The sequence below is a fragment of the Bradyrhizobium sp. 2S1 genome (assembly GCF_011516625.5).
Classification (GTDB): Bacteria; Pseudomonadota; Alphaproteobacteria; order Rhizobiales; family Xanthobacteraceae; genus Bradyrhizobium; species Bradyrhizobium septentrionale.
The window spans coordinates 6092922-6111327 of record NZ_CP147717.1; the positions used below are offsets into that span (position 1 = coordinate 6092922).

General features: G+C 64.7%; 15 protein-coding genes, 2 tRNA genes and 1 pseudogene. 10 read left to right on the top strand and 8 right to left on the bottom strand.

The features are described from left to right. Positions 1-144 precede the first annotated feature (144 nt). The 3 genes from HAP54_RS28885 to HAP54_RS28895 all read left to right on the top strand — a co-directional run bounded on the left by HAP54_RS28885 (position 145) and on the right by HAP54_RS28895 (position 4027). The gene (locus HAP54_RS28885) at positions 145-1272 is read left to right on the top strand and encodes a tlde1 domain-containing protein (RefSeq protein ID WP_224741747.1); all 1128 of its coding nucleotides are present in this window, start codon (positions 145-147) and stop codon (positions 1270-1272) included. Between the two features lie 160 nt (positions 1273-1432). Continuing rightward, on the top strand, positions 1433-2929 hold the full coding sequence (locus HAP54_RS28890; RefSeq protein WP_166306240.1) for an AMP nucleosidase: 1497 nt from the start codon (positions 1433-1435) through the stop codon (positions 2927-2929). A gap of 318 nt (positions 2930-3247) precedes the next feature. After that, complete coding sequence (locus HAP54_RS28895) at positions 3248-4027, top strand: Crp/Fnr family transcriptional regulator (RefSeq protein ID WP_166306243.1); 780 nt, start codon at positions 3248-3250, stop codon at positions 4025-4027. A 16-nt stretch (positions 4028-4043) separates the two neighbouring features. Here the strand turns inward: HAP54_RS28895 and HAP54_RS28900 are convergent, their stop codons facing one another. The 5 genes from HAP54_RS28900 to HAP54_RS28920 form a co-directional block, all read right to left on the bottom strand. Next, entirely contained in the window at positions 4044-4241 is a 198-nt protein-coding gene (locus HAP54_RS28900; protein WP_166306246.1) for a hypothetical protein, read from the bottom strand. A 41-nt stretch (positions 4242-4282) separates the two neighbouring features. After that, positions 4283-4495 carry a hypothetical protein gene (locus HAP54_RS28905; protein ID WP_166206734.1) on the bottom strand — a complete coding sequence of 71 codons (213 nt, stop codon included), beginning with the start codon at positions 4493-4495 and terminating at the stop codon, positions 4283-4285. 217 nt (positions 4496-4712) lie between these two features. Next, complete coding sequence (locus HAP54_RS28910; RefSeq protein ID WP_224741746.1) at positions 4713-5144, bottom strand: phasin family protein; 432 nt, start codon at positions 5142-5144, stop codon at positions 4713-4715. A 441-nt stretch (positions 5145-5585) separates the two neighbouring features. Further along, positions 5586-6215 carry a glutathione binding-like protein gene (locus tag HAP54_RS28915; RefSeq protein ID WP_166306249.1) on the bottom strand — a complete coding sequence of 210 codons (630 nt, stop codon included), beginning with the start codon at positions 6213-6215 and terminating at the stop codon, positions 5586-5588. 10 nt (positions 6216-6225) lie between these two features. Next, a complete protein-coding gene (locus HAP54_RS28920; RefSeq protein WP_166306252.1) occupies positions 6226-6819 on the bottom strand; it encodes a cysteine hydrolase family protein in 594 nt (197 codons plus the stop codon). A gap of 128 nt (positions 6820-6947) precedes the next feature. Here HAP54_RS28920 and HAP54_RS28925 point away from each other — a divergent pair, with 128 nt between their 5' ends. From HAP54_RS28925 to HAP54_RS28945, 5 genes are all read left to right on the top strand, one after another. Beyond that, a complete protein-coding gene (locus HAP54_RS28925; protein WP_166306255.1) occupies positions 6948-7787 on the top strand; it encodes a LysR family transcriptional regulator in 840 nt (279 codons plus the stop codon). A gap of 207 nt (positions 7788-7994) precedes the next feature. Beyond that, positions 7995-8065, top strand: a tRNA-Phe gene (locus HAP54_RS28930). A gap of 3 nt (positions 8066-8068) precedes the next feature. Next, positions 8069-8134: transfer RNA gene (locus HAP54_RS28935), tRNA-Arg, on the top strand. 337 nt (positions 8135-8471) lie between these two features. Beyond that, positions 8472-9635: a slipin family protein gene (locus HAP54_RS28940; protein ID WP_166306258.1), complete on the top strand. Its 1164-nt coding sequence runs from the start codon at positions 8472-8474 to the stop codon at positions 9633-9635. 247 nt (positions 9636-9882) lie between these two features. Further along, positions 9883-13242: an adenylate/guanylate cyclase domain-containing protein gene (locus tag HAP54_RS28945; RefSeq protein WP_166306261.1), complete on the top strand. Its 3360-nt coding sequence runs from the start codon at positions 9883-9885 to the stop codon at positions 13240-13242. Positions 13243-13323: 81 nt separating this feature from the next. Here the strand turns inward: HAP54_RS28945 and groL are convergent, their stop codons facing one another. Together groL and groES are read right to left on the bottom strand one after the other, a co-directional pair. After that, positions 13324-14964: a chaperonin GroEL gene (groL, locus tag HAP54_RS28950; RefSeq protein WP_029081569.1), complete on the bottom strand. Its 1641-nt coding sequence runs from the start codon at positions 14962-14964 to the stop codon at positions 13324-13326. 58 nt (positions 14965-15022) lie between these two features. Beyond that, positions 15023-15337, bottom strand: coding sequence for a co-chaperone GroES (gene groES, locus HAP54_RS28955; protein ID WP_029081568.1), 315 nt, complete (start codon positions 15335-15337; stop codon positions 15023-15025). A gap of 381 nt (positions 15338-15718) precedes the next feature. Here groES and HAP54_RS28960 point away from each other — a divergent pair, with 381 nt between their 5' ends. Together HAP54_RS28960 and HAP54_RS28965 are read left to right on the top strand one after the other, a co-directional pair. After that, positions 15719-16009, top strand: a complete 291-nt coding sequence (locus tag HAP54_RS28960) for an usg protein (RefSeq protein ID WP_166306264.1) — start codon at positions 15719-15721, stop codon at positions 16007-16009. A 112-nt stretch (positions 16010-16121) separates the two neighbouring features. Continuing rightward, entirely contained in the window at positions 16122-16697 is a 576-nt protein-coding gene (locus HAP54_RS28965; RefSeq protein WP_166306267.1) for a cupin domain-containing protein, read from the top strand. A 244-nt stretch (positions 16698-16941) separates the two neighbouring features. Here HAP54_RS28965 and HAP54_RS28970 read toward each other — a convergent pair. Continuing rightward, positions 16942-18194 (bottom strand): annotated as a pseudogene (locus tag HAP54_RS28970) (NupC/NupG family nucleoside CNT transporter). Positions 18195-18406: the final 212 nt, after the last annotated feature.

Below are 18406 nucleotides of genomic sequence, written 5' to 3' on the forward strand. Positions count from 1 at the left end.
TGCCGTCGAGTGAGGGACAAAGGTGGACCTGTTTTGAGCGTCGGGCGTATGGGTACGAGTGCGAGTGCGTATGTTCTTGGGGCGCCAAGCCGCAAGAAAGCTTCCCGAAAAATCCTCCCACAGCATTTCCTCGGCAGCGCCGCGGTGGCGGGGCTGGTGCTTGGCTGCGCCTGGACCGTCTACGCCAACATCTTCGCGGCGGGCGTCTACCCATCAGTGGGCAATGCGGCGTTCGATGCGCCGGTGGTGAAGCGGCCCGCGGCGGTCGCCGCACGTCCGGCGCCGGCGTTCAACGAGGTGTTCGCGTCCCTGACGCCCGCACCGGCGGCTCCCGCCAAGAGCGAGGTCGCGAAGTCGGCACCTTCGCTTATGTTTAACGATCGGTTTGCTGCCGCCTCGCCCGAGGGCGTGGCCTCCAGCGTGCCGTCCAGCGCCTTGGCCGACGCCACGCCGCAGATCGACCCGATCAAGCAGGCGGCTGCGCCCAAGGTCGCCGAAGCGGCGAGGGCCGTTGCCTCGGCCAAGCTCGCCGAGACATCGAAGCCACTGCCGGCGCCGAAGTCGGTCGAGACCGCCAGGAAGGAAGCCGCCGCCAATCTGCAGGTGGCGCTCAACGATCCCTCCGCAACGGTTCAGCCCAAGGAAGCGAAGCCCGCCGAAGCCAAGCAGGCTGCGAAATCCGGCGGCGTCCGCGACATGGCCGCGCGGGCCAAGGCCGCGGTGCTGTCGATCGCATCGAGCGAGCGGCAGACCATGGTCGAGAAGCTGTGGGGCAAGCGCGAGGCGAGCGGCGGTCTGCTCTCCTTCGCATCCGCCGATGCCAATGTGACCGGCAGCATCCCCTCGACGCTGGACCAGAATCCAATGCTCGGCGGCTCGCCGCCCTATGACCGCCAGACTGCGGTCTACGACATCTCGGCCAGGACCGTGTATCTGCCGGACGGCACGCGCCTCGAGGCGCATTCGGGCCTCGGCTCCAGGCTCGACGATCCCAGATCCTCGCATCTGAAGATGGTCGGCGTGACGCCGCCGCACATTTACGAGCTCAAGCCGCGCGAGGCGCTCTTCCACGGCGTGCCGGCGCTGCGGCTCAATCCGATCGGCGGCGAGGGCAAGATCTTCAACCGCGACGGCCTGCTCGCGCACACCTTCATGCTCGGCCCGAACGGTGACTCCAACGGCTGCGTCTCGTTCAAGGACTACTACGCGTTCCTCGACGCCTATCGCAACAAGGGCATCCGCCGCCTCGCGGTGCTCGCGAGGGTTCAGTAGGCGCATTCCGCTCGTGCCGGAGCAGCCGAAGGGGCAGGGGCGGCTACGCGTGGCGCCGGAGCCGGTCTCGGCCGCCGCGGCGCGCTCCCACCTCCATCTGGAACTGGAGGCCATTGTCGCTATACTGCTCTGATCCAGAGCGAGTCTGGCGCAAGGCGACATGTCTCCCACACCTCCCATCGAAACCCCGCCATCCATCACGACCGAAGCGTTCGTCGAGGCCGGTGCGGCGGTTGCCCGCCTCGAAGAGATCTACGAGCGCAACACCGCCTTCCTGCGCAGCCGCTTCGAGGCCTATGTCAACGGCGTGCCGTTCACGACGCGGGTGCGCGCGCATTACCCCTTCGTCCGCATCACGACCTCGTCGCATGCGCGGCTCGATTCCCGGCTCGCCTACGGTTTCGTCGCGGGGCCCGGCATCCACGAGACCAGCATCACGCGGCCGGATATTTTCCGGACCTATCTCACCGAGCAGATCGGGCTCCTGATCAAGAACCACGGCGTAGCGGTCGAGATCGGTGAGTCCAGCGAGCCGATCCCGATCCATTTCGCCTACCGGCGCGACATCAATATCGAGGCGGCGCTGAGCATCGCCGACAGCTCGGCGTTCACGCGATCGCTGCGCGACGTGTTCGATACGCCCGATCTCGCCGCGATGGACGATGCGATCGCCGACGGGACGTTCGATCTGACGCCGGGCACGCCGGAGCCGCTGGCGCTGTTCCGCGCGGCACGGGTCGATTATTCGCTGCGGCGGCTCTATCACTACACCGGCACCGACCCCGAGCATTTCCAGAACTTCGTGATCTTCACCAACTACCAGTTCTATGTCGACGCCTTCGCGCAATCGAGCCTGCAGCGTCTCGCCGCGGGCGAGGCAGGCCTCGAGGCCTTTGTCGCGCCCGGCAATGTGATCACGCACAACGCGCTGGCAGGCGGCGGTGTGAGCGGGACGGCATCGGAGCGCGTGCCGCAGATGCCGGCATTTCATCTGGTCGAACCCGGCTATCGCGGCATCACCCTGATCAATATCGGGATCGGGCCGTCCAATGCGCGCAACATCACCGATCATGTCGCGGTGCTGCGGCCGCATGCCTGGCTGATGATCGGGCATTGCGCGGGGCTGCGGAACACGCAGCGGCTCGGCGACTACGTGCTGGCCCACGGCTATGTCCGCGAGGACCACGTGCTCGATCACGAGCTGCCGCTGTGGGTGCCGATCCCCGCGCTTGCGGAGATGCAGGTGGCGCTCGAGGAGGCGGTCGGCGAGGTGACTGGGCTCACTGGCTTCGAGCTCAAGCGGCTGATGCGCACCGGCACGGTCGCGAGCGTCGACAATCGCAATTGGGAGATCAGCGGACCGCAGGTGATCCGGCGGATGTCGCAATCGCGCTCCATCGCGCTTGATATGGAATCGGCGACGATCGCCGCCAATGGCTATCGTTTCCGCGTACCTTACGGCACGCTGCTGTGCGTGTCCGACAAGCCGCTGCATGGCGAGATCAAGCTCGCCGGCATGGCCAGCGAGTTCTATCGCCAGCGTGTCGGCCAGCATCTTCAGATCGGCCTCAAGGCGCTCGAAAGGTTGAAGGACCAGGAATCCGAGCGGCTGCATTCGCGCAAGCTGCGCAGCTTTGCCGAAGTCGCGTTTCAATAGCTCCGTTCGCCAAGCCGCAGACGACGCTCTATCTCGGCCTTCAGATCGCGGCTCCTGCACGTATTTCGCCAGCTGGCTGCCTGACGCCGCGGAATCGAAGGTAGCATTTTCCGCGCCCGGAAATTGGAACTTTGGGTTCCGCAGTTCTACGGTTCGACCGTGCGCATTTTGCTGTTGCGTCCGGCGGCGCATTTGCATCTAACTTCTCGGTGTACTGTCCGCAGAAAATTCCGCCTTGCGGTCAAGCGTTTGGAGTTTATTTTTGAGAGCCTGTCTGAGTGAGTTGGTTGGGTGTCGCTTCACTTTGGGGCCCCGCCAGTGAGTGCTTCCGGCGGAAATGGTAATCGCCTTCTCGCAACACTGCCGGCAGCGGACCTGGATCTGCTGGGTCCCGAGCTCGAAACGGTCGCGCTCGATCAGGATGCAGTCCTGGCGCGAGCCGGTGACGAGATCGACTACGTCTTCTTCCCTCATAGCGGGGCGATCACGCTGATGATCGACATGGCAGACGGGAGCACGGTTGCGACCGGCGTGGTCGGGCGCGAAGGGGCAGTGGGCAGTCTTTCGGTGCTCGGGTCGTCCCCGTCGGGTATTACCGCAGTCGTTCGTGCGGTGGGCACCGCCTCGCGGATTTCCGCGCCGCGCTTTCATGCCGCTTTCGGACGCAGTGCTGCGATCCGGCAGGCGATGCAAAAGCACATCAGGTCGATGCTGATCCAGTTCCAGCTCGGCTCCGCCTGCAATGCGCTGCACCCGGTCGAGGCCCGGATGGCGCGCTGGCTGCTCCAGCTCCGCGATCGCGTCGACAGCGACGTCCTGCCGCTGACCCAGCAGGCGCTGTCGCAAATCCTCGGCGTGCGACGAACGACCGTGACCCTCTTGATGCGCAATCTGCGCACGCGCGGCGCGATCAGGTCCGATCAACGAGGCCGGATCGAGATCGACAGGTCGCGGCTCTCGGCGGCGGCGTGCGAGTGCCATCGCGTCATGCGTCTCGAAGCCGAGGAGATCTTCTCGGACAATAAGGCCCGATCTCGCGCGGCAGCCCTAACCGACAATCCGCGGATCTCCGAAATCGAAACGGACGACGCGCTGTGAGCGCGGTGCGGCGCGATCAGCGTCTCCGCCGCCGATCAAGCTTCTGTGCAGGGGCGGATGCCGTCTCGAGCTTCGCAATCTCGCGCAGCACCTTCGCCGTCTGGCGCAATTCATTGCGCTCCGGTCCCGGCTTCAGCCGTCGAGCTTCGTCGAGAAAGTCCTTGGCCTGCAGCAGCCAGGTGGATGTTTCCGTTGCGATCTGCATGCGCGCCATGGCGTCCCTCCATCGCGATCATCAATGGTCTGTGTCGTCGTTCAGGCCGGTGAGCCGGCGCCGCGGCGCCGCACGCGGATGCTCGGCTCATCGACCCAGGCGTCCCGCGCGAACCAGGCGTGATCGGTGCGGCAGAATGGGCAATTGGTGCGCGAGAAGAACACCGCGCTGCGTCTAAAGCTCTCGCGATCAGTCCGGATGCCGGTGGAAATCGCGTGTCCGGTTTGCGGACATTTGACCATGAGCATGCCCATGTGAGCCTCCCTCGATATTGCTTCTTGCTCTTTGCAGAAAAGCACCGGCCGGTTGGATTGCGCCCATTTGTCGGTGCGGCTATTTGGGGGGCATCGCGCACCTACGGCGTTTGACAGAGCATCGGGCAGTGGGGGCTGCATGCTCGTCGCTGGGCTTATTCCAACCGGCCGGATCCCTCCTCAAACGAATCCTCGACGTGAATTAAGTGCCGCTCTTTTAGCCGGCTTGGTGGAGAACCTTGGCGAAGTGCTTCCTGACCGGCTCACTTGTCTCCGCGGCAAGCTTCTGGCCAAGCGCCCACAATTCCCTGTTCTGGTCCGATGCCGTGTCGAAGGCCTTGCGGGCCTGCTCAGTGGACAAGGTCAGGACATCGGCCGCTGACTTGCTGCCGAGAAGATGGGCGAAGAAATCGAGCGCTGAGGCGGCATTGGCGTGGGAGATTTCGATCACCTTGAGCGCGTAGTCGGCCGCGCCTCGCGCATTGCACGAATACGTTTCGCCCAGCACCTCGGTCATCCGTCCGGAGGCGGCCCGCGCGTGGGAGAAGCCCTGGTCGGCAAGATCGCCGATCACGCCGGGCAAGCCGATCTTCGGAAAGCTCAACAACGGCATTCCGAAGACATTCGTATCGTTCACTGTGACTTTCATTTCACCTTCACTCAAGATGCAGTCCCCTTCTCAAGCGAAAGCGTTGCTCGCAACGCTCGCTCGCGTCACGAGAGCTGACGCTCCGTGTTCAATTCAGATTTTGGGTGAGCTTCGATCGCGTCCCGACGCTACTGTGCGGAACGAAAGCGCGACTGTCGGTTCGGTTTGCGACTCTCGCGAAGAATTTTTTTAAGATTGTGAACTCCCACCAACGTATGTTTACGGGGGGCTGTGCATAATGTTATATCGTGAGCGGCAGAAGACACCTGCTTCAGCGTGAGGTCGCGCAAAGCATCCCCATGAGCGCGCTGTGGAAGGGTCCCAGGTGGTTTGCCCCAATACAAAAACGCCGGCATCGCCGGGCGTTGCGGCCTTCGCGTTTCTCACGGCAGCGCCTCTACCCCCTCCAGCGGAGGGTCTGGAGGTTCGTGCCCGCTGCGATCACGCCGTCACTGTCTTCCACAATTGCGTCTCGATGCCGATCGCGGCCTTGACCTGCGGCCGCGCCTGCATTCGTGCGAGATAGCCGGCGAGATCGGGCCATTGCGCGACATCGACGCCGGCGGGGCGGAGCAGCGTCAATGCCCAGGCCAGATGCGCGTCCGCGACCGTGAAACGTTCGCCGACGAGGTATTCACGGCCGGCGAGATGCGCGGCTACGATTGCGACGTTCTGTCCGATCCGTTCGCGCGGTTTGGCCAAGGCCGCATCGTCCTTGTACCAGAAGGTCGGGAACAAAAATCCCTTGTGGAGCTTGGTGCCGATGAAGCTCAGCCATTCCTGCAGGCGATAGCGGTCCGGATGGCCGGGCGGCGGCGCCAGGCCGAGTTCGGGCTTGAGGTCCGCGACATATTGCAGCACCGCTGCGCTCTCGGTGAGCCGCTCGCCGTTCTCGAGCACCAGCACGGGCACCGCGCCCTTCGGCGAGACGGTGCGGAAGTCGCCGTCGTTCTCCAGCACCTTCTTGGTCCAGAGATGGACCATGTGGTAGCGCGCCTCGATGCCGGCCTCCATCAGCGCGATCCGGCTGGCGAGTGAGCAGGCCATCGGCCAGAAATAGAGCTGCAGCATGGCTGATGTCTCAGGCGAGGGCGTTGCCGCGGGCGATGATCGCGAAGCGGTCGGACAGTTCGGCGAGCGCGACGTCGTGAATGAGCTTTGCCGCAATGGTGCCGCCGACGCCGTCAGGCAGGTCGCGGGTGGCGCAGCTGTCGGCATCGATGGTGGTGCGGAAGCCGAGATCGAGCGCGGCGCGGGCCGTCGAGCTCACGCACATATGCGTCATGAAGCCGGCGAGCACGAGCTCCTTGCGGCCGGTCGCGGCAAGCTGCGCGTTGAGGTCGGTGCCGGCGAAGGCGTTCGGCAATTCCTTCTCGATCACGGCCTCGCCCGGCCGCGGCGCCAGCGGCGCGACGATGGCGCCACGCTCCGCGCCTCGGTCGAACAGGCTTCCCGGCTTTCCGCGGTGCGCGATGTGGAAGATCGCGGCGCCGCTCTCGCGCGCGCGGGCGAGCAATGCGGCGGCGCGTGCGATCGCCGGGTTGGCGCCGGGCAGGGCCAGCGGACCGGCGAGATATTCGTTCTGGATATCGATCAGCACCAGGCAGCTGTCCGCGAGGCGGGGCGGGGTGAGGTCGATGCCGGCAAGCTGCATCAGGGTTTTGGCTGCTGTCATGATCCTGAGATCTCCACGAGATGTGCTCCTCGAAAATATAGCGGTGGAGCTGCCTGCCGTAATGCAGGGATATTGCAGCCGGTGGCTGCGTTATTGCAGGCGGCCGGCTCACGCTGTAGCCTGATGCGATGAACTGGGACGATCTTCGCATCATCGCAGCCGTCAGGGACGAGGGCACCTATGCCGGCGCCAGCGCGCGGCTGCGCATCGACGAGACCACGGTCGGCCGCAGGCTGACGCGGATCGAGCGTGCGCTTGGCGTTCGCCTGTTCGAGGCCGCCGACGGCGTCCGCAGGCCGACCCGGCAGTGCGACATGGTGCTCGCCCATGTCCAGGCGATGGCGGCGCATGCCGAGGAGATCGGCCGGATCGGCGAAAGCCTGCCCGGCCCGGTCGGCCGGCTGCGCATCGCCTCCACCAACGCGATCGCGGAGGAAGTGCTGGCGCCACGTACCAGCAAATTGCTGCGCGCCAATCCAGGCCTCACGCTGCAATTCCTGACCTCGAGTGACAACGTCAAATTCTCGCGCTGGGAAGCCGATCTCGCGATCCGGCTGCGCAAGCCGGACAAGGGCGATTTTGCGATCTCGAAGCTCGCGGAGGTCAGGCTGTATTTCTTCGAGCCAGTCGCGACAACAGCGGGGGAAGCGGTGACGTGCGCCTATCCAGATGAGCTCGGAGCAATTCCGGAAATGCAGTTCCTGCGCGCAAAGCGACTTCGCGCGCGCTGCGTGACCGACAATGTCCGGATCATCCACAAGCTGATCCAGTCGCATCAAGCGGTCGGCGTGTTGCCGGAACATAGTTGTGTGGACTTGCTGACCGACCGCCGGCTGCGCGCCACGCTGCTGCCGAAGCGGCGCGATGTCTGGCTGCTGGTGCAGAGCCATCTCAAGCGCGATGCGGCGACGCGCGTCACCATCGACTGGCTGCGCGGCTGCTTTCAGGACGTCGCGCACAACGGGTAAGACGGCCTCGGAATGGTGGAGCGTGTTGCGGTGCGCGCGTTACCGCGCCGTCTCGTCTTGAAAAAAAATCTCGCCGAGCCCCCTTGCAACCCGGACGTGCTTCGTCTATTAGCCCGCTCCTTCGCTTCGGCCATGGGTTCGGGCTCTCTCAGATTCCGACTGGCGCGTGCCGCCCTGCGGTGTCGTGTTCCGCTGAGATGAAGGCCACGAGATGAAGCTCATGGGCGAGCATCGGGGATGAAATCCCGAAGGTATCGGTTCGAATCCGATCTTCTCACAAAGGATAGCTCAGATGGGTAGAGCAGGTGACTTCTAATCATCGTGTCGCGGGTTCAAATCCCGCTCCAGCGCTCCGTTTCAGCCTGAAAAGCTGATTCCTCTGAAGGGGACCGGACGCGCGCTTCAGTCGCAGTCCGGCCGTCTTGCCGCAAGGCTCTTCGTCCGAACCTAGACACTGTGAGACCGGCTTTGCGCCGCGGTGGATACCGCTTGCGCTGATGCCGGGTGGCTCCGCTCGGCCGCGCGACATTTGTCGCGCGAACGCGCGCGTGCGCCCGTCATCGCGCAGGCTTTAAGCCACGGCCCGCCTGGCTGACAGGAAGCCGCGTTCGCGTCCTCACGTCCTTTGCAAAATGAAACCCGCTCTCCGGCCCATGGGCCCGAAAGCAACGATGGAGGCGTGTCATGACTCTGAACAAGACCTGGCATTTCCTGACGACCAAGTTGACGGTGAAGGATGGCGAGCGTGCGTTGCTGACGCGCGACGGCCGGCTGGAGCAGGTGCTCGCGCCCGGACGTCACCGCCTGTTCGATCCTCTGCATCAGCTCAAGGCCGAGCTGTTCAGCGTCGTGCGGACCGAATTCCCCGCGGATCGCTTCGCGGTGATCAAGGCCGCGCGCCCTGATCTCGCCGAAGCGCTGTTCGAGGCGGTCGAGACCAAGGCGAACGAGGTCGCGATCGTCAGCCTCGACGGCCGTCCCGTGCAGCTGATGACGCCCTGGCAGACGCGCGTCTACTGGAAGGTCGCAACCTCGGTCGATGTCGAGCGCATCGACGTGGCTGACGATCCCCGGGTGACCGCGCGGCATCTGGCGATGATCCAGCCCAACCGGGCCGGCGTCATCACCGAGGCTGTGGTCGAGAACCACGAGGCCGGCCTGCTCACGGTCGAGGGCAAGCTGGTCGAGCGGCTCGCGCCCGGCCGGCACGCGTTCTGGATCGCGGGCCGCAAGATCGAGGTCAAGCGCCTCGACCTGCGTCCCCAGGCGGTCGAGATCACGGCGCAGGAGATGCTGACCAAGGATCGCATCGCGCTGCGCGTGACGCTGACCGCGTTCCGCCGGATCGTCGATCCCGCGCGGGTCGTGGCCACAGTGCCCGACGTGGATGCGTGGCTGTATCGTTTGGTGCAGTTCGCGATCCGCGAGGCGGTGGCCGGCCGCACGCTGGACGAGGTGCTGTCTGCGAAGGCGGCGCTCGACGATGAGCTTCGCGACTATGTCCGCGGCCGTGTCGCGGAGTCCGGCGTCGAGGTCACCGAGCTCGGCGTGAAGGACGTGATCCTGCCCGGCGAGATCCGCGAGCTCGTCAACAAGGTGGTGGAGGCGGAGCGGGTGGCGAAGGCCAACCTGATCCGCCGCCAGGAGGAGACCGCGGCGACGCGTTCGCTCCTGAACACTGCCAAGCTGATGGAGGAGAACCCTCTGCTGCTGCGGCTCAAGGAGCTGGAGTCGCTCGAGCGTCTGGTCGAGAAGGTCGGCCGCATCGACCTGCATGCCGGCGACGGCGAGGGCCTCGATGCCCTGCTGACCAAGCTGGTCCGCCTCAAGGCGCCCGAGAGCGCGTAAGAAGAGGGGCCGCCCACGGGCGGCGCTTCGTTTTTCCGCCGGAGCGGACCGCCGGCATTCTTGCGAATGTTTGTTAGCGTGCAGGCCCGCTGTAACGGGGCACCGCCAAGGCACAACATGGCACAATTCGCATGTCCTGCTCCGTGCGAACTTCCGCAAACAGAAGGTGCCACTCCGGACAGATTGCGATAACGTGCGCTCTCCGTGGTCCGGAATTCGGCCAGCCGTCAACCCGTCGGTGGTGCCAATGCAACAGATTGCGGAATGGCTCGAGAAGCTGGGGCTTGGGCAATACGCGCTGCGTTTTGCCGAGAACGGGATCGACGTCGATGTTCTTCCCGAGTTGACGGATGAAGACTTCGACAGGCTCGGGGTCCTGCTCGGCCATCGCCGCAAGATGCTGCGTGCGATCGCCGATTTCACTCAAGCCGAACTGATCGCCGCGCCGGTTTCACCGCACGATGCCGAGCGCCGCCACCTTACCGTGATGTTCTGCGACCTGGTCGGCTCGACGGCCTTGTCGGCGCGTCTCGATCCCGAGGACATGTGGGAAGTGATCCGCGCCTATCGCGCGGCCTGTGCGCGGGTGATCGCGACATACGATGGCGTCGTTGCCAGATTTATCGGCGATGGAATCCTCGCTTATTTCGGCTATCCCCGTGCCCACGAGGATGACGCGGAGCGCGCGGTGCGCGCCGGCCTCGACGTCATCACCGCAATCGGCGGGCTCGAGATCCGCGCGAACGAGGGAGTCGCGGTACGGGTCGCGATCGCAAGCGGGCTCGTCGTGGTCGGCGACCTCGTCTCCGGCGGCGCGTCGGAGGAGCAGGCGTTGGTCGGCGATGCGCCGAACATCGCCGCACGGCTGCAGGGCTTGGCGGAGCCTGGTGTGGTCGTCGTGGCTGCCTCGACACGCCGGCTGCTCGGCAATCTGTTCACGCTTCGCAACCTCGGTCGCCGCGAGGTCAAGGGCATCGCCGAGCCGATCGCGGTGTGGGCTGTCGAAGGCGAACTGGCATCGGAAAGCCGTTTCGAGGCGGTGCGCACCGCGCGCTCGATCGGCTTCGTCGGCCGCAAGGCGGAGATCGAATTTGCGCTGTCGCGCCAGCAACTGGCGTGGCAGGGCCAAGGGCAGGCCGTGCTGATATTGGGCGAAGCGGGCATCGGCAAGTCGCGCATCGTGGCGATGCTCTCCGACAGCCTCCCGCCCGGGACGCATCGCCGTGTGCGGTATCAATGCTCGCCCTATCACACCAACAGCGCGCTGCATCCCTTCGCCGCCCAGCTCGAGCGCGCCGCCGGCATCAGGTCGGAAGATCTGCCGGAGCAGAAGCTGGACAAGCTCGAAGCCATGCTGGCGCTCGGGACGCAGCAGGTGGCCAGCGTGACGCCGCTGATCGCGGCGCTGCTGTCGATTCCAACCGGCGACCGCTATCCGCCGCTCGACCTCATCCCGGCGCAGCAGCGGCGGCAGACATTCGCAGCGCTGCTCGACCAGCTCGAGGGCCTCGCCAGGCAGCAGCCGGTGCTTGTCGTCTGCGAAGACGTGCATTGGGCGGACGCCACATCGCTCGAACTGCTCGACCTCGCGGTCGACCGGATCAGAGGGCTGCCGATCCTCATGCTCATGACGTTCAGGCCCGAGTTCGAGCCGCCGTGGGCTGGGCTCGCAAATGTCAGCCTGCTGCGGCTCGATCGCCTCGACCGGCAGGACACGCGCGCGCTGATCGAGCAGGTGACCGTCGGTCGGTTGCTGCCCGGCGAAATGATGACGCAGATCATCGAGCGGACGGACGGCGTCCCGCTGTTCGTCGAGGAACTGACCAAGATGATCATGGAGTCGGGGCTGCTCGTCGAGAATGCCGGGCGCTATCGCCTCGACAATCCACTGCCGCCGCTTGCGATCCCGGCGACGCTGCAGGACTCGCTGATGGCCCGGCTCGACCGGCTGGCGCCGGTCAAGGAGGTGGCGCAGATCGGTGCAGCGATCGGCCGCGAGTTCTCATATGCGCTGCTGCGCAGCGTGGCCGGGCGCGATGATCTGACCCTTGGCGCGGCGCTTGCCCAGCTCGAAGAGGCCGAGTTGCTGTTGCGCCGGGGCACGCCGCCGGATGCAAGCTACAGCTTCAAGCATGCGTTGGTTCAGGAAGCGGCTTACGAGAGCTTGCTCAAGAGCCGCCGGCAATTGCTCCACAAGCATATTGGCGACGTGCTGCGCGACAAGTTTGCCGAGATCGCCGAGATCGAGCCGGAAGTCGTTGCGTACCATTTCACCGAAGCAGGGCTCGGCGACACCGCGCTGGCGTGGTGGCGCAAGGCGGGTCAGCAGGCGCTGAAGCGCTCGGCCTATTGCGAGGCGATCGCACATCTCGGCAAGGCGGTCGCAATCGCCGATGAACTGCCCGACGAGCCGGGTCGGATGATCGGCCGGCTCCATCTGCAAATAGCGTACGGCCGCGCGCTGCGAGGCAGTCTTGGGCACAGCGCCCCCGAGACGGTGGCCGCTTGGACACGCGCCCGGCAGTTCGCCTCTGGTATCGATGATCCAATCGAACTGGCGCCGATCCAGTCGGGCCTTTTCAACGCCTGCTTGACCCACGGCGAGCTCGCGCCGATGCGGGAGTTGGAGGAGGCGATCATGGGCGCGGCGGAACGGCATCCGGAATCGCCGGTGGCGACGATCGTCGCGCGATGGAGCAGCGGGGTGACCTCCTGGTTCGCGGGCGATTACCTCAACGCCCGCATCCATCTCGAGCAGGCGTTTGCGGCCTATACGACCGAGCCGGATCCGGCAACCTTCAAGGCGTCGACGCTCGACCTGCCGTTCGTCATCATGAGATTTCTGGCCTTGGTGCTTTGGCCGCTTGGCGAGATCGATCGAGCCCGGCAGCTCGCGGGCGCAGCGGTGAGCGTCGCCGGGGAGCAGCGCGCGCTCGCCCGTGCCAATGCGCTGGTTCACAAGGCGGTTTTCGACGGGCTGTGCGGCAGCAGGTTGCGGCAGACCGAGACGATCCTTGCCCTGGGTCTGGCGCAAGACCACACGATGCCGCTGTATGTTGCCGCCGGCACCTATCTCAATGGTCTGGCGAAGTGGCGCGCTGGCGACCGGGCGGCAGGTCTCGCGGAGATGCAGCGTGGCTGGACGTTGCTTCACGAGAACGACTGCTACCTCTGTGAGCCGTTCTGGGGATTGCAGATTGCCGTGGCGAGTGCAAAGGCCGGGCATGTTGAGGCGGGGCTCGACATCATCAATGAGCTGATCGACGCGACCGAGCAGTCCGGGCAGCACTGGCTGGATGCCGAGCTATGCCGCGTGCGGGGTGAGCTGCTGTCGCGTCGCGACACCCCTGACATTTCCGGCGCCGAGGATGCGTTCCACCGCGCCCTCGAGATTGCCCGAGGGCAACAGACCAAGACCTTCGAGCTGCGCAGCGCGCTGGGACTTGCACGTCTATGCGCCGGCAATGGCCGGGTGGATGCGGTGCCGGAGGTGCTTGCCCCGGCGCGCGCCCGCTTCGATGCGGGGCAGAATCTCGCCGAGATCAAGGAGGCCGACGAACTGCTCAGTCAGATGGATTGGCCGGTCCGTCGTCCTCGTGCATCCTGACGGACGTCGGTGGAGATAAAACAAAACCCCGGCATCGCTGCCGGGGTTTCGCATGTCTTGCAGTGCCCTGAGAGGCTGGACTTAGAAGTCCATGCCGCCCATGCCGCCGCCCGGAGGCATCGCGGGGCCGCCGGCGTTCTTCTTCGGCAGCTCGGCAACCATCGCTTCCGTGGTGATCAGCAGCGCGGCAACCGAGGCAGCGTTCTGGATCGCGGTGCGGACGACCTTGGTCGGGTCGATGATGCCCTTCTTGACGAGGTCGGCATAGTCGCCGGTCTGGGAGTCGAAGCCGTAATTGTAGGCCTTGTTCTCCAGGATCTTGCCGACGATGACCGAACCGTCTTCACCGGCGTTGATCGCGATCTGGCGAGCCGGAGCCGACAGCGCCTTGCGCACGATCTCGACGCCGGTCTTCTGGTCGTCGTTCTTGGTGCGCAGGCCCTTGAGCTGCTCGGAGGCACGGAGCAGGGCGACGCCGCCGCCCGGGACGATGCCTTCCTCGACAGCCGCGCGGGTCGCATGCATCGCGTCATCAACGCGATCCTTGCGCTCCTTCACCTCGACCTCGGTCGCGCCGCCGACGCGGATCACCGCGACGCCGCCTGCGAGCTTGGCGAGACGCTCCTGCAGCTTCTCACGGTCGTAGTCCGAGGTGGTCTCCTCGATCTGCGCCTTGATCTGGGCAACGCGGGCGTCGATGTCGGCCTTCTTGCCGGCGCCGTTGACGATCGTGGTGTTCTCCTTGTCGATCATCACCTTCTTGGCGCGACCGAGCATGGCGAGCGTGACGTTCTCGAGCTTGATGCCGAGGTCTTCCGAGATGGCCTGGCCGCCGGTCAGGATCGCGATGTCCTGCAGCATGGCCTTACGGCGATCGCCGAAGCCTGGAGCCTTGACGGCCGCGACCTTCAGGCCGCCGCGCAGGCGGTTGACGACGAGGGTGGCGAGGGCTTCGCCTTCGACGTCTTCAGCAACGATGATCAGCGGCTTGCCGGTCTGCACCACGGCCTCGAGCAGCGGCAGCAACTCGTTCAGCGAGGAGAGCTTCTTCTCGTTGATGAGGATGTAGGCGTCGTCCATCTCAACGCGCATCTTGTCTGCGTTGGTGACGAAGTAGGGCGAGATATAGCCGCGGTCGAACTGCATGCCCTCGACGACGTCGAGCTCGGTCTCGAGCGACTTGGCTTCCTCGACCGTGATCACGCCCTCGTTGCCGACCTTCTTCATGGCGTCGGAGAGGAACTTGCCGATCTCGGCATCGCCGTTGGCCGAGATGGTGCCGACCTGAGCGATCTCCTCGTTGGAGGTGACCTTCTTGGAGTTCTTGACGAGGTCAGCGACAACGGCTTCCACAGCCAGGTCGATGCCGCGCTTCAGGTCCATCGGGTTCATGCCGGCGGCAACCGACTTGGCGCCTTCACGAACGATCGCAGCCGCGAGCACGGTTGCGGTGGTGGTGCCGTCGCCGGCCGCGTCAGCGGACTTGGAGGCGACTTCGCGCACCATCTGCGCGCCCATGTTCTCGAACTTGTCCTCGAGCTCGATCTCCTTGGCGACGGTGACGCCGTCCTTGGTGATGCGGGGAGCGCCGAACGACTTCTCGAGCACGACGTTGCGGCCCTTGGGGCCGAGCGTCACCTTGACGGCGTTAGCGAGGATGTCGACGCCGCGAAGCATCTTGTCACGCGCATCAACGCCGAATTTGACTTCTTTAGCTGCCATCTGAATTTTTCCTTGGAATGGTTTTACCCTGGAGGAATCTTCGGGAGAGAGGAGGCGCTTAGGCCGCCTTCTTCTTGGAAGCGGGGACGTCGAGGACGCCCATGATGTCGCTTTCCTTCATGATCAGCAGGTCTTCACCGTCGATCTTGACCTCGGTGCCGGACCACTTGCCGAACAGGACGCGGTCGCCGACCTTGATGTCGATCGGGATCAGCTTGCCAGCCTCGTCGCGGCCACCCGGGCCAACGGCGATGATTTCGCCCTGGGAGGGCTTTTCCTTGGCACTGTCCGGAATGATGATGCCGCCAGCAGTCTTCTCTTCGGCGTCGATACGCTTGACCACGACGCGGTCGTGAAGCGGACGGAATTTCATGCAGTCCTCCTAAACTTTTGTGGATGCTGTAGATTTTTGGAGTGTTAGCAGTCCAGCCCGGCGAGTGCCAAGCCAGCTGCGCAGGAGATAGGCCAAGCCTGGGCGGCGGGCAAGTGCCTCTAGCAGAAAAATTGGCACTCGCGAATGACGGCTGCCACGATCATTTCGGCATCCTTAATGCCGGCCCGCGGGGTCGCCGAGGCTATTAGCAGATGCGGTAAGCTGCTGCCAACGCAAGAAATTTCAACAACCTATTAAACATTTGGGCTTGAGATTGGTTAGTCGCGTGCGTCACATTTCTCTCATGTGAGCGCATCCATTGCCGGTGGTCCGGTTGGGATCCGGCCGCCAGGTGAATGCGCTCCGTCACAGGAGGTTGGCATGGTCTCGCGAGTTGGTGGGGTTGCTTCCGACGATTTCCGGAAGCAGTTGCTGGGGTACGGGCTGACGACGGCGCAAATCCTCTATCGGATGCCGGATCATCGCTCGTTGCTGCAAACCTATGTCTGGCAGAACTACGACCTGTTTCCGAGATTTCCGGTGCTGCAGGATTTCCTCGCCTTCTGGCAGGCGAAGCTCGAGGGCCCGCTGTTCTCGGTGACGGTGGCGCATTCCAAGCTGGTCAAGCCGGCCGAATTGCGCGCCGTCGACGGCGTGTTCCGGCTGCATTGACATAGGCCTTGGACTTGGAGCTTGCGGGCAGGGCGCAGCTTGCGCCTTTGCCCACCAGCGCCGCGCGACTTGTGTTAGCCTCTCACCGTCAGAAAAAGACGGGAGGCGAACAATGGCCAAGAAGACGGCATCACGATCCGCAGCCAAGACCGCGGTAAAGAAGAAATGGACGGGGCTCGGAGCCGGCGCCAAGTCGTCCGCGCGCAAGACCATCAAGTCCAAGGGCCGCGTCCCGGCGGCGAAGAAGAGCGCGCCCAAGACCGCGACAAAGACTGCAACAAAGGCGGCGAGCAAGGCACGGCCGAAGCAGCGCGTCGCCATCAGCCATCACCGCGAAGAGGACTTCAAGGCCGATGGGCTGCGCACCTACGCCAAGTACCGCGACCTCGGCATCGCCGCCGCCTCGCATGGCCTCGCCCAGGCGCACGTCATCCGGCTGCAGGGGCCGTGCAATCCCGACGAGGTGTCGAAGCTGCACTTCCACGACGTCGACTTCCAGATGGTCTATGTGCTCAAGGGCTGGGTGAAAACCTACATGGAAGGCGAGGGCGAGACGCTGATGCAGCAGGGCAGCGCCTGGACCCAGCCGCCGCGCATCCGGCACATGATCCTGGATTACTCAGACGACGTCGAACTGCTGGAGGTGATCCTGCCGGCCGAATTCAAGACGGTGGAGTTGAAGGCGTAGGCCTCGCCTGTCATGGCCGGGCTTGACCCGGCCATCCATCCTGCTTCGCAAGAGTCTTTCACGAGCGATGGATGCCCGGGTCATAGGCGAGCGGAAGCGACGCCGTCCTTCGGACGGCTGTGCCCGGGCATGACGATTTTGTAAGTGGCGGCCATCGGTCTTGTAGCCCGGATGGAGCGAAGCGAAATCCGGGATTCGCGCAAACGATCAGCATGGCCCCGGATTGCGCTTCGCTTCATCCGGGCTACGGCTGTGTCATCATCCCGACAATCGCCCCCATCAGGCACGTCGTCAGCGTGCCCGAGACGATCGACTTCAGCCCGAGCGCGTTGATCTCGTCGCGCCGCTCGGGTGCCATGATGCCGAGGCCGCCGATCATGATGCCGAGGCTCGCGAAGTTGGCGAAACCGCACATCGCGTATAGCATGATCAGCCGCGAGCGCGGATCGAGCGCGTCGGGACCGAGCTTCGACAGGTCGACATAGGCGATCAGCTCGTTCAGCACGGTCTTGGTGCCCATCAGGCTTCCTGCCGTGATCGCCTGCGGCCACGGCAGATCAGCCAGCACACGGGCGCCATGACGTAACCGAGCAAGCGTTGCAGCGAGATCTTCGCGCCGCCGACCTCCGGCAGCAGGCCGATGATCGCGTTCGCGAGATAGACCAGCGCGACCAGCACCAGCAGCATCGCGATGATGTTCATCAGGAGCTCGAGGCCGGCGGCGGTGCCCTTCACGATGGCGTCCATTGTCGATGACACCTGGACATCGGGCTCATCGAGCGATCCGCCGGTGTGCCTGTCAGACGTTTCCGGCACCATGATCAGGCTGACTAAAATTGCGGCCGGCGCGCCCAGCACCGAGGCAATGACGAAATGCGCGGCCGCGTCAGGGATCAGCGGTGCGAGCAGCGTCGCATACAGCACCAGCACGGTGCCGGCGATCCCGGCCATGCCGCCGGTCATCACCAGAAACAATTCGCTGCGGCTGAGTTGCGCCAGATAGGGGCGGATGAAGAGCGGCGCTTCCACCATGCCGAGGAAGATATTAGCGGCGGTCGAGAGCCCGACCGCGCCGCCGACGCCGAGCGTACGCTCCAGCAGCCAGGCCATGCCGCGCACCACCGGCGGCAGCACGCGCCAATAGAACAACAGCGTCGTCAGCACGCTCATGACGAGCACGATCGGCAGCGCCTGGAAGGCGAGGATGAAATCCGAACCCGGCGTCTTGGGATCGAACGGCGCCGAACCGCCGCCGACATAACCGAACACGAAGGCGGTGCCGGCGCGCGTCGCCGCCGCGATGGTGCCGACGGCATCGTTGATCGCGCCGAAGGCTTGCGTCACCAGCGGCACCTTGATCAGCACCAGTGCGGTCGCGACCGTGACGATGAGCCCGATCGCTGCCTGCCGCAGCGACACGACGCTCCGATTCTCGCTCAACGCCCAGGCGATCACGAGCAACGCCACCACGCCGAACGCCGATTGCAACTGCAGCATGATGCCCCCAGGAACCCGCGCGGGATTATGGCAGGGGCCTCGCGCAGCGCAATGCTGTTGCGCGCTTGGCAGGCTGGTGAAGAAGTCTTTGCTCGACGTGCGATGAGTGCGATGTCGTCGCCGTTGAGGAGGCAGATCTCCCGTTCGAGTGAGCCGTCATCCTTTAGTTCGGCCCAACCGTCACCTTCGGCTGGCTCCATTTCGTCGTTTCC

Excerpts from the sequence above, each read along its gene's own strand:
- HAP54_RS28890 (WP_166306240.1), top strand. The coding sequence starts at position 1,433 with ATGTCTCCCACACCTCCCATCGAAACCCCGCCATCCATCACGACCGAA.
- HAP54_RS28900 (WP_166306246.1), bottom strand. The coding sequence starts at position 4,241 with ATGGCGCGCATGCAGATCGCAACGGAAACATCCACCTGGCTGCTGCAG.
- HAP54_RS28905 (WP_166206734.1), bottom strand. The coding sequence starts at position 4,495 with ATGGGCATGCTCATGGTCAAATGTCCGCAAACCGGACACGCGATTTCC.
- HAP54_RS28910 (WP_224741746.1), bottom strand. The coding sequence starts at position 5,144 with ATGAAAGTCACAGTGAACGATACGAATGTCTTCGGAATGCCGTTGTTG.
- HAP54_RS28915 (WP_166306249.1), bottom strand. The coding sequence starts at position 6,215 with ATGCTGCAGCTCTATTTCTGGCCGATGGCCTGCTCACTCGCCAGCCGG.
- HAP54_RS28920 (WP_166306252.1), bottom strand. The coding sequence starts at position 6,819 with ATGACAGCAGCCAAAACCCTGATGCAGCTTGCCGGCATCGACCTCACC.
- HAP54_RS28925 (WP_166306255.1), top strand. The coding sequence starts at position 6,948 with ATGAACTGGGACGATCTTCGCATCATCGCAGCCGTCAGGGACGAGGGC.
- HAP54_RS28940 (WP_166306258.1), top strand. The coding sequence starts at position 8,472 with ATGACTCTGAACAAGACCTGGCATTTCCTGACGACCAAGTTGACGGTG.
- HAP54_RS28945 (WP_166306261.1), top strand. The coding sequence starts at position 9,883 with ATGCAACAGATTGCGGAATGGCTCGAGAAGCTGGGGCTTGGGCAATAC.
- groL (WP_029081569.1), bottom strand. The coding sequence starts at position 14,964 with ATGGCAGCTAAAGAAGTCAAATTCGGCGTTGATGCGCGTGACAAGATG.
- groES (WP_029081568.1), bottom strand. The coding sequence starts at position 15,337 with ATGAAATTCCGTCCGCTTCACGACCGCGTCGTGGTCAAGCGTATCGAC.
- HAP54_RS28960 (WP_166306264.1), top strand. The coding sequence starts at position 15,719 with ATGGTCTCGCGAGTTGGTGGGGTTGCTTCCGACGATTTCCGGAAGCAG.
- HAP54_RS28965 (WP_166306267.1), top strand. The coding sequence starts at position 16,122 with ATGGCCAAGAAGACGGCATCACGATCCGCAGCCAAGACCGCGGTAAAG.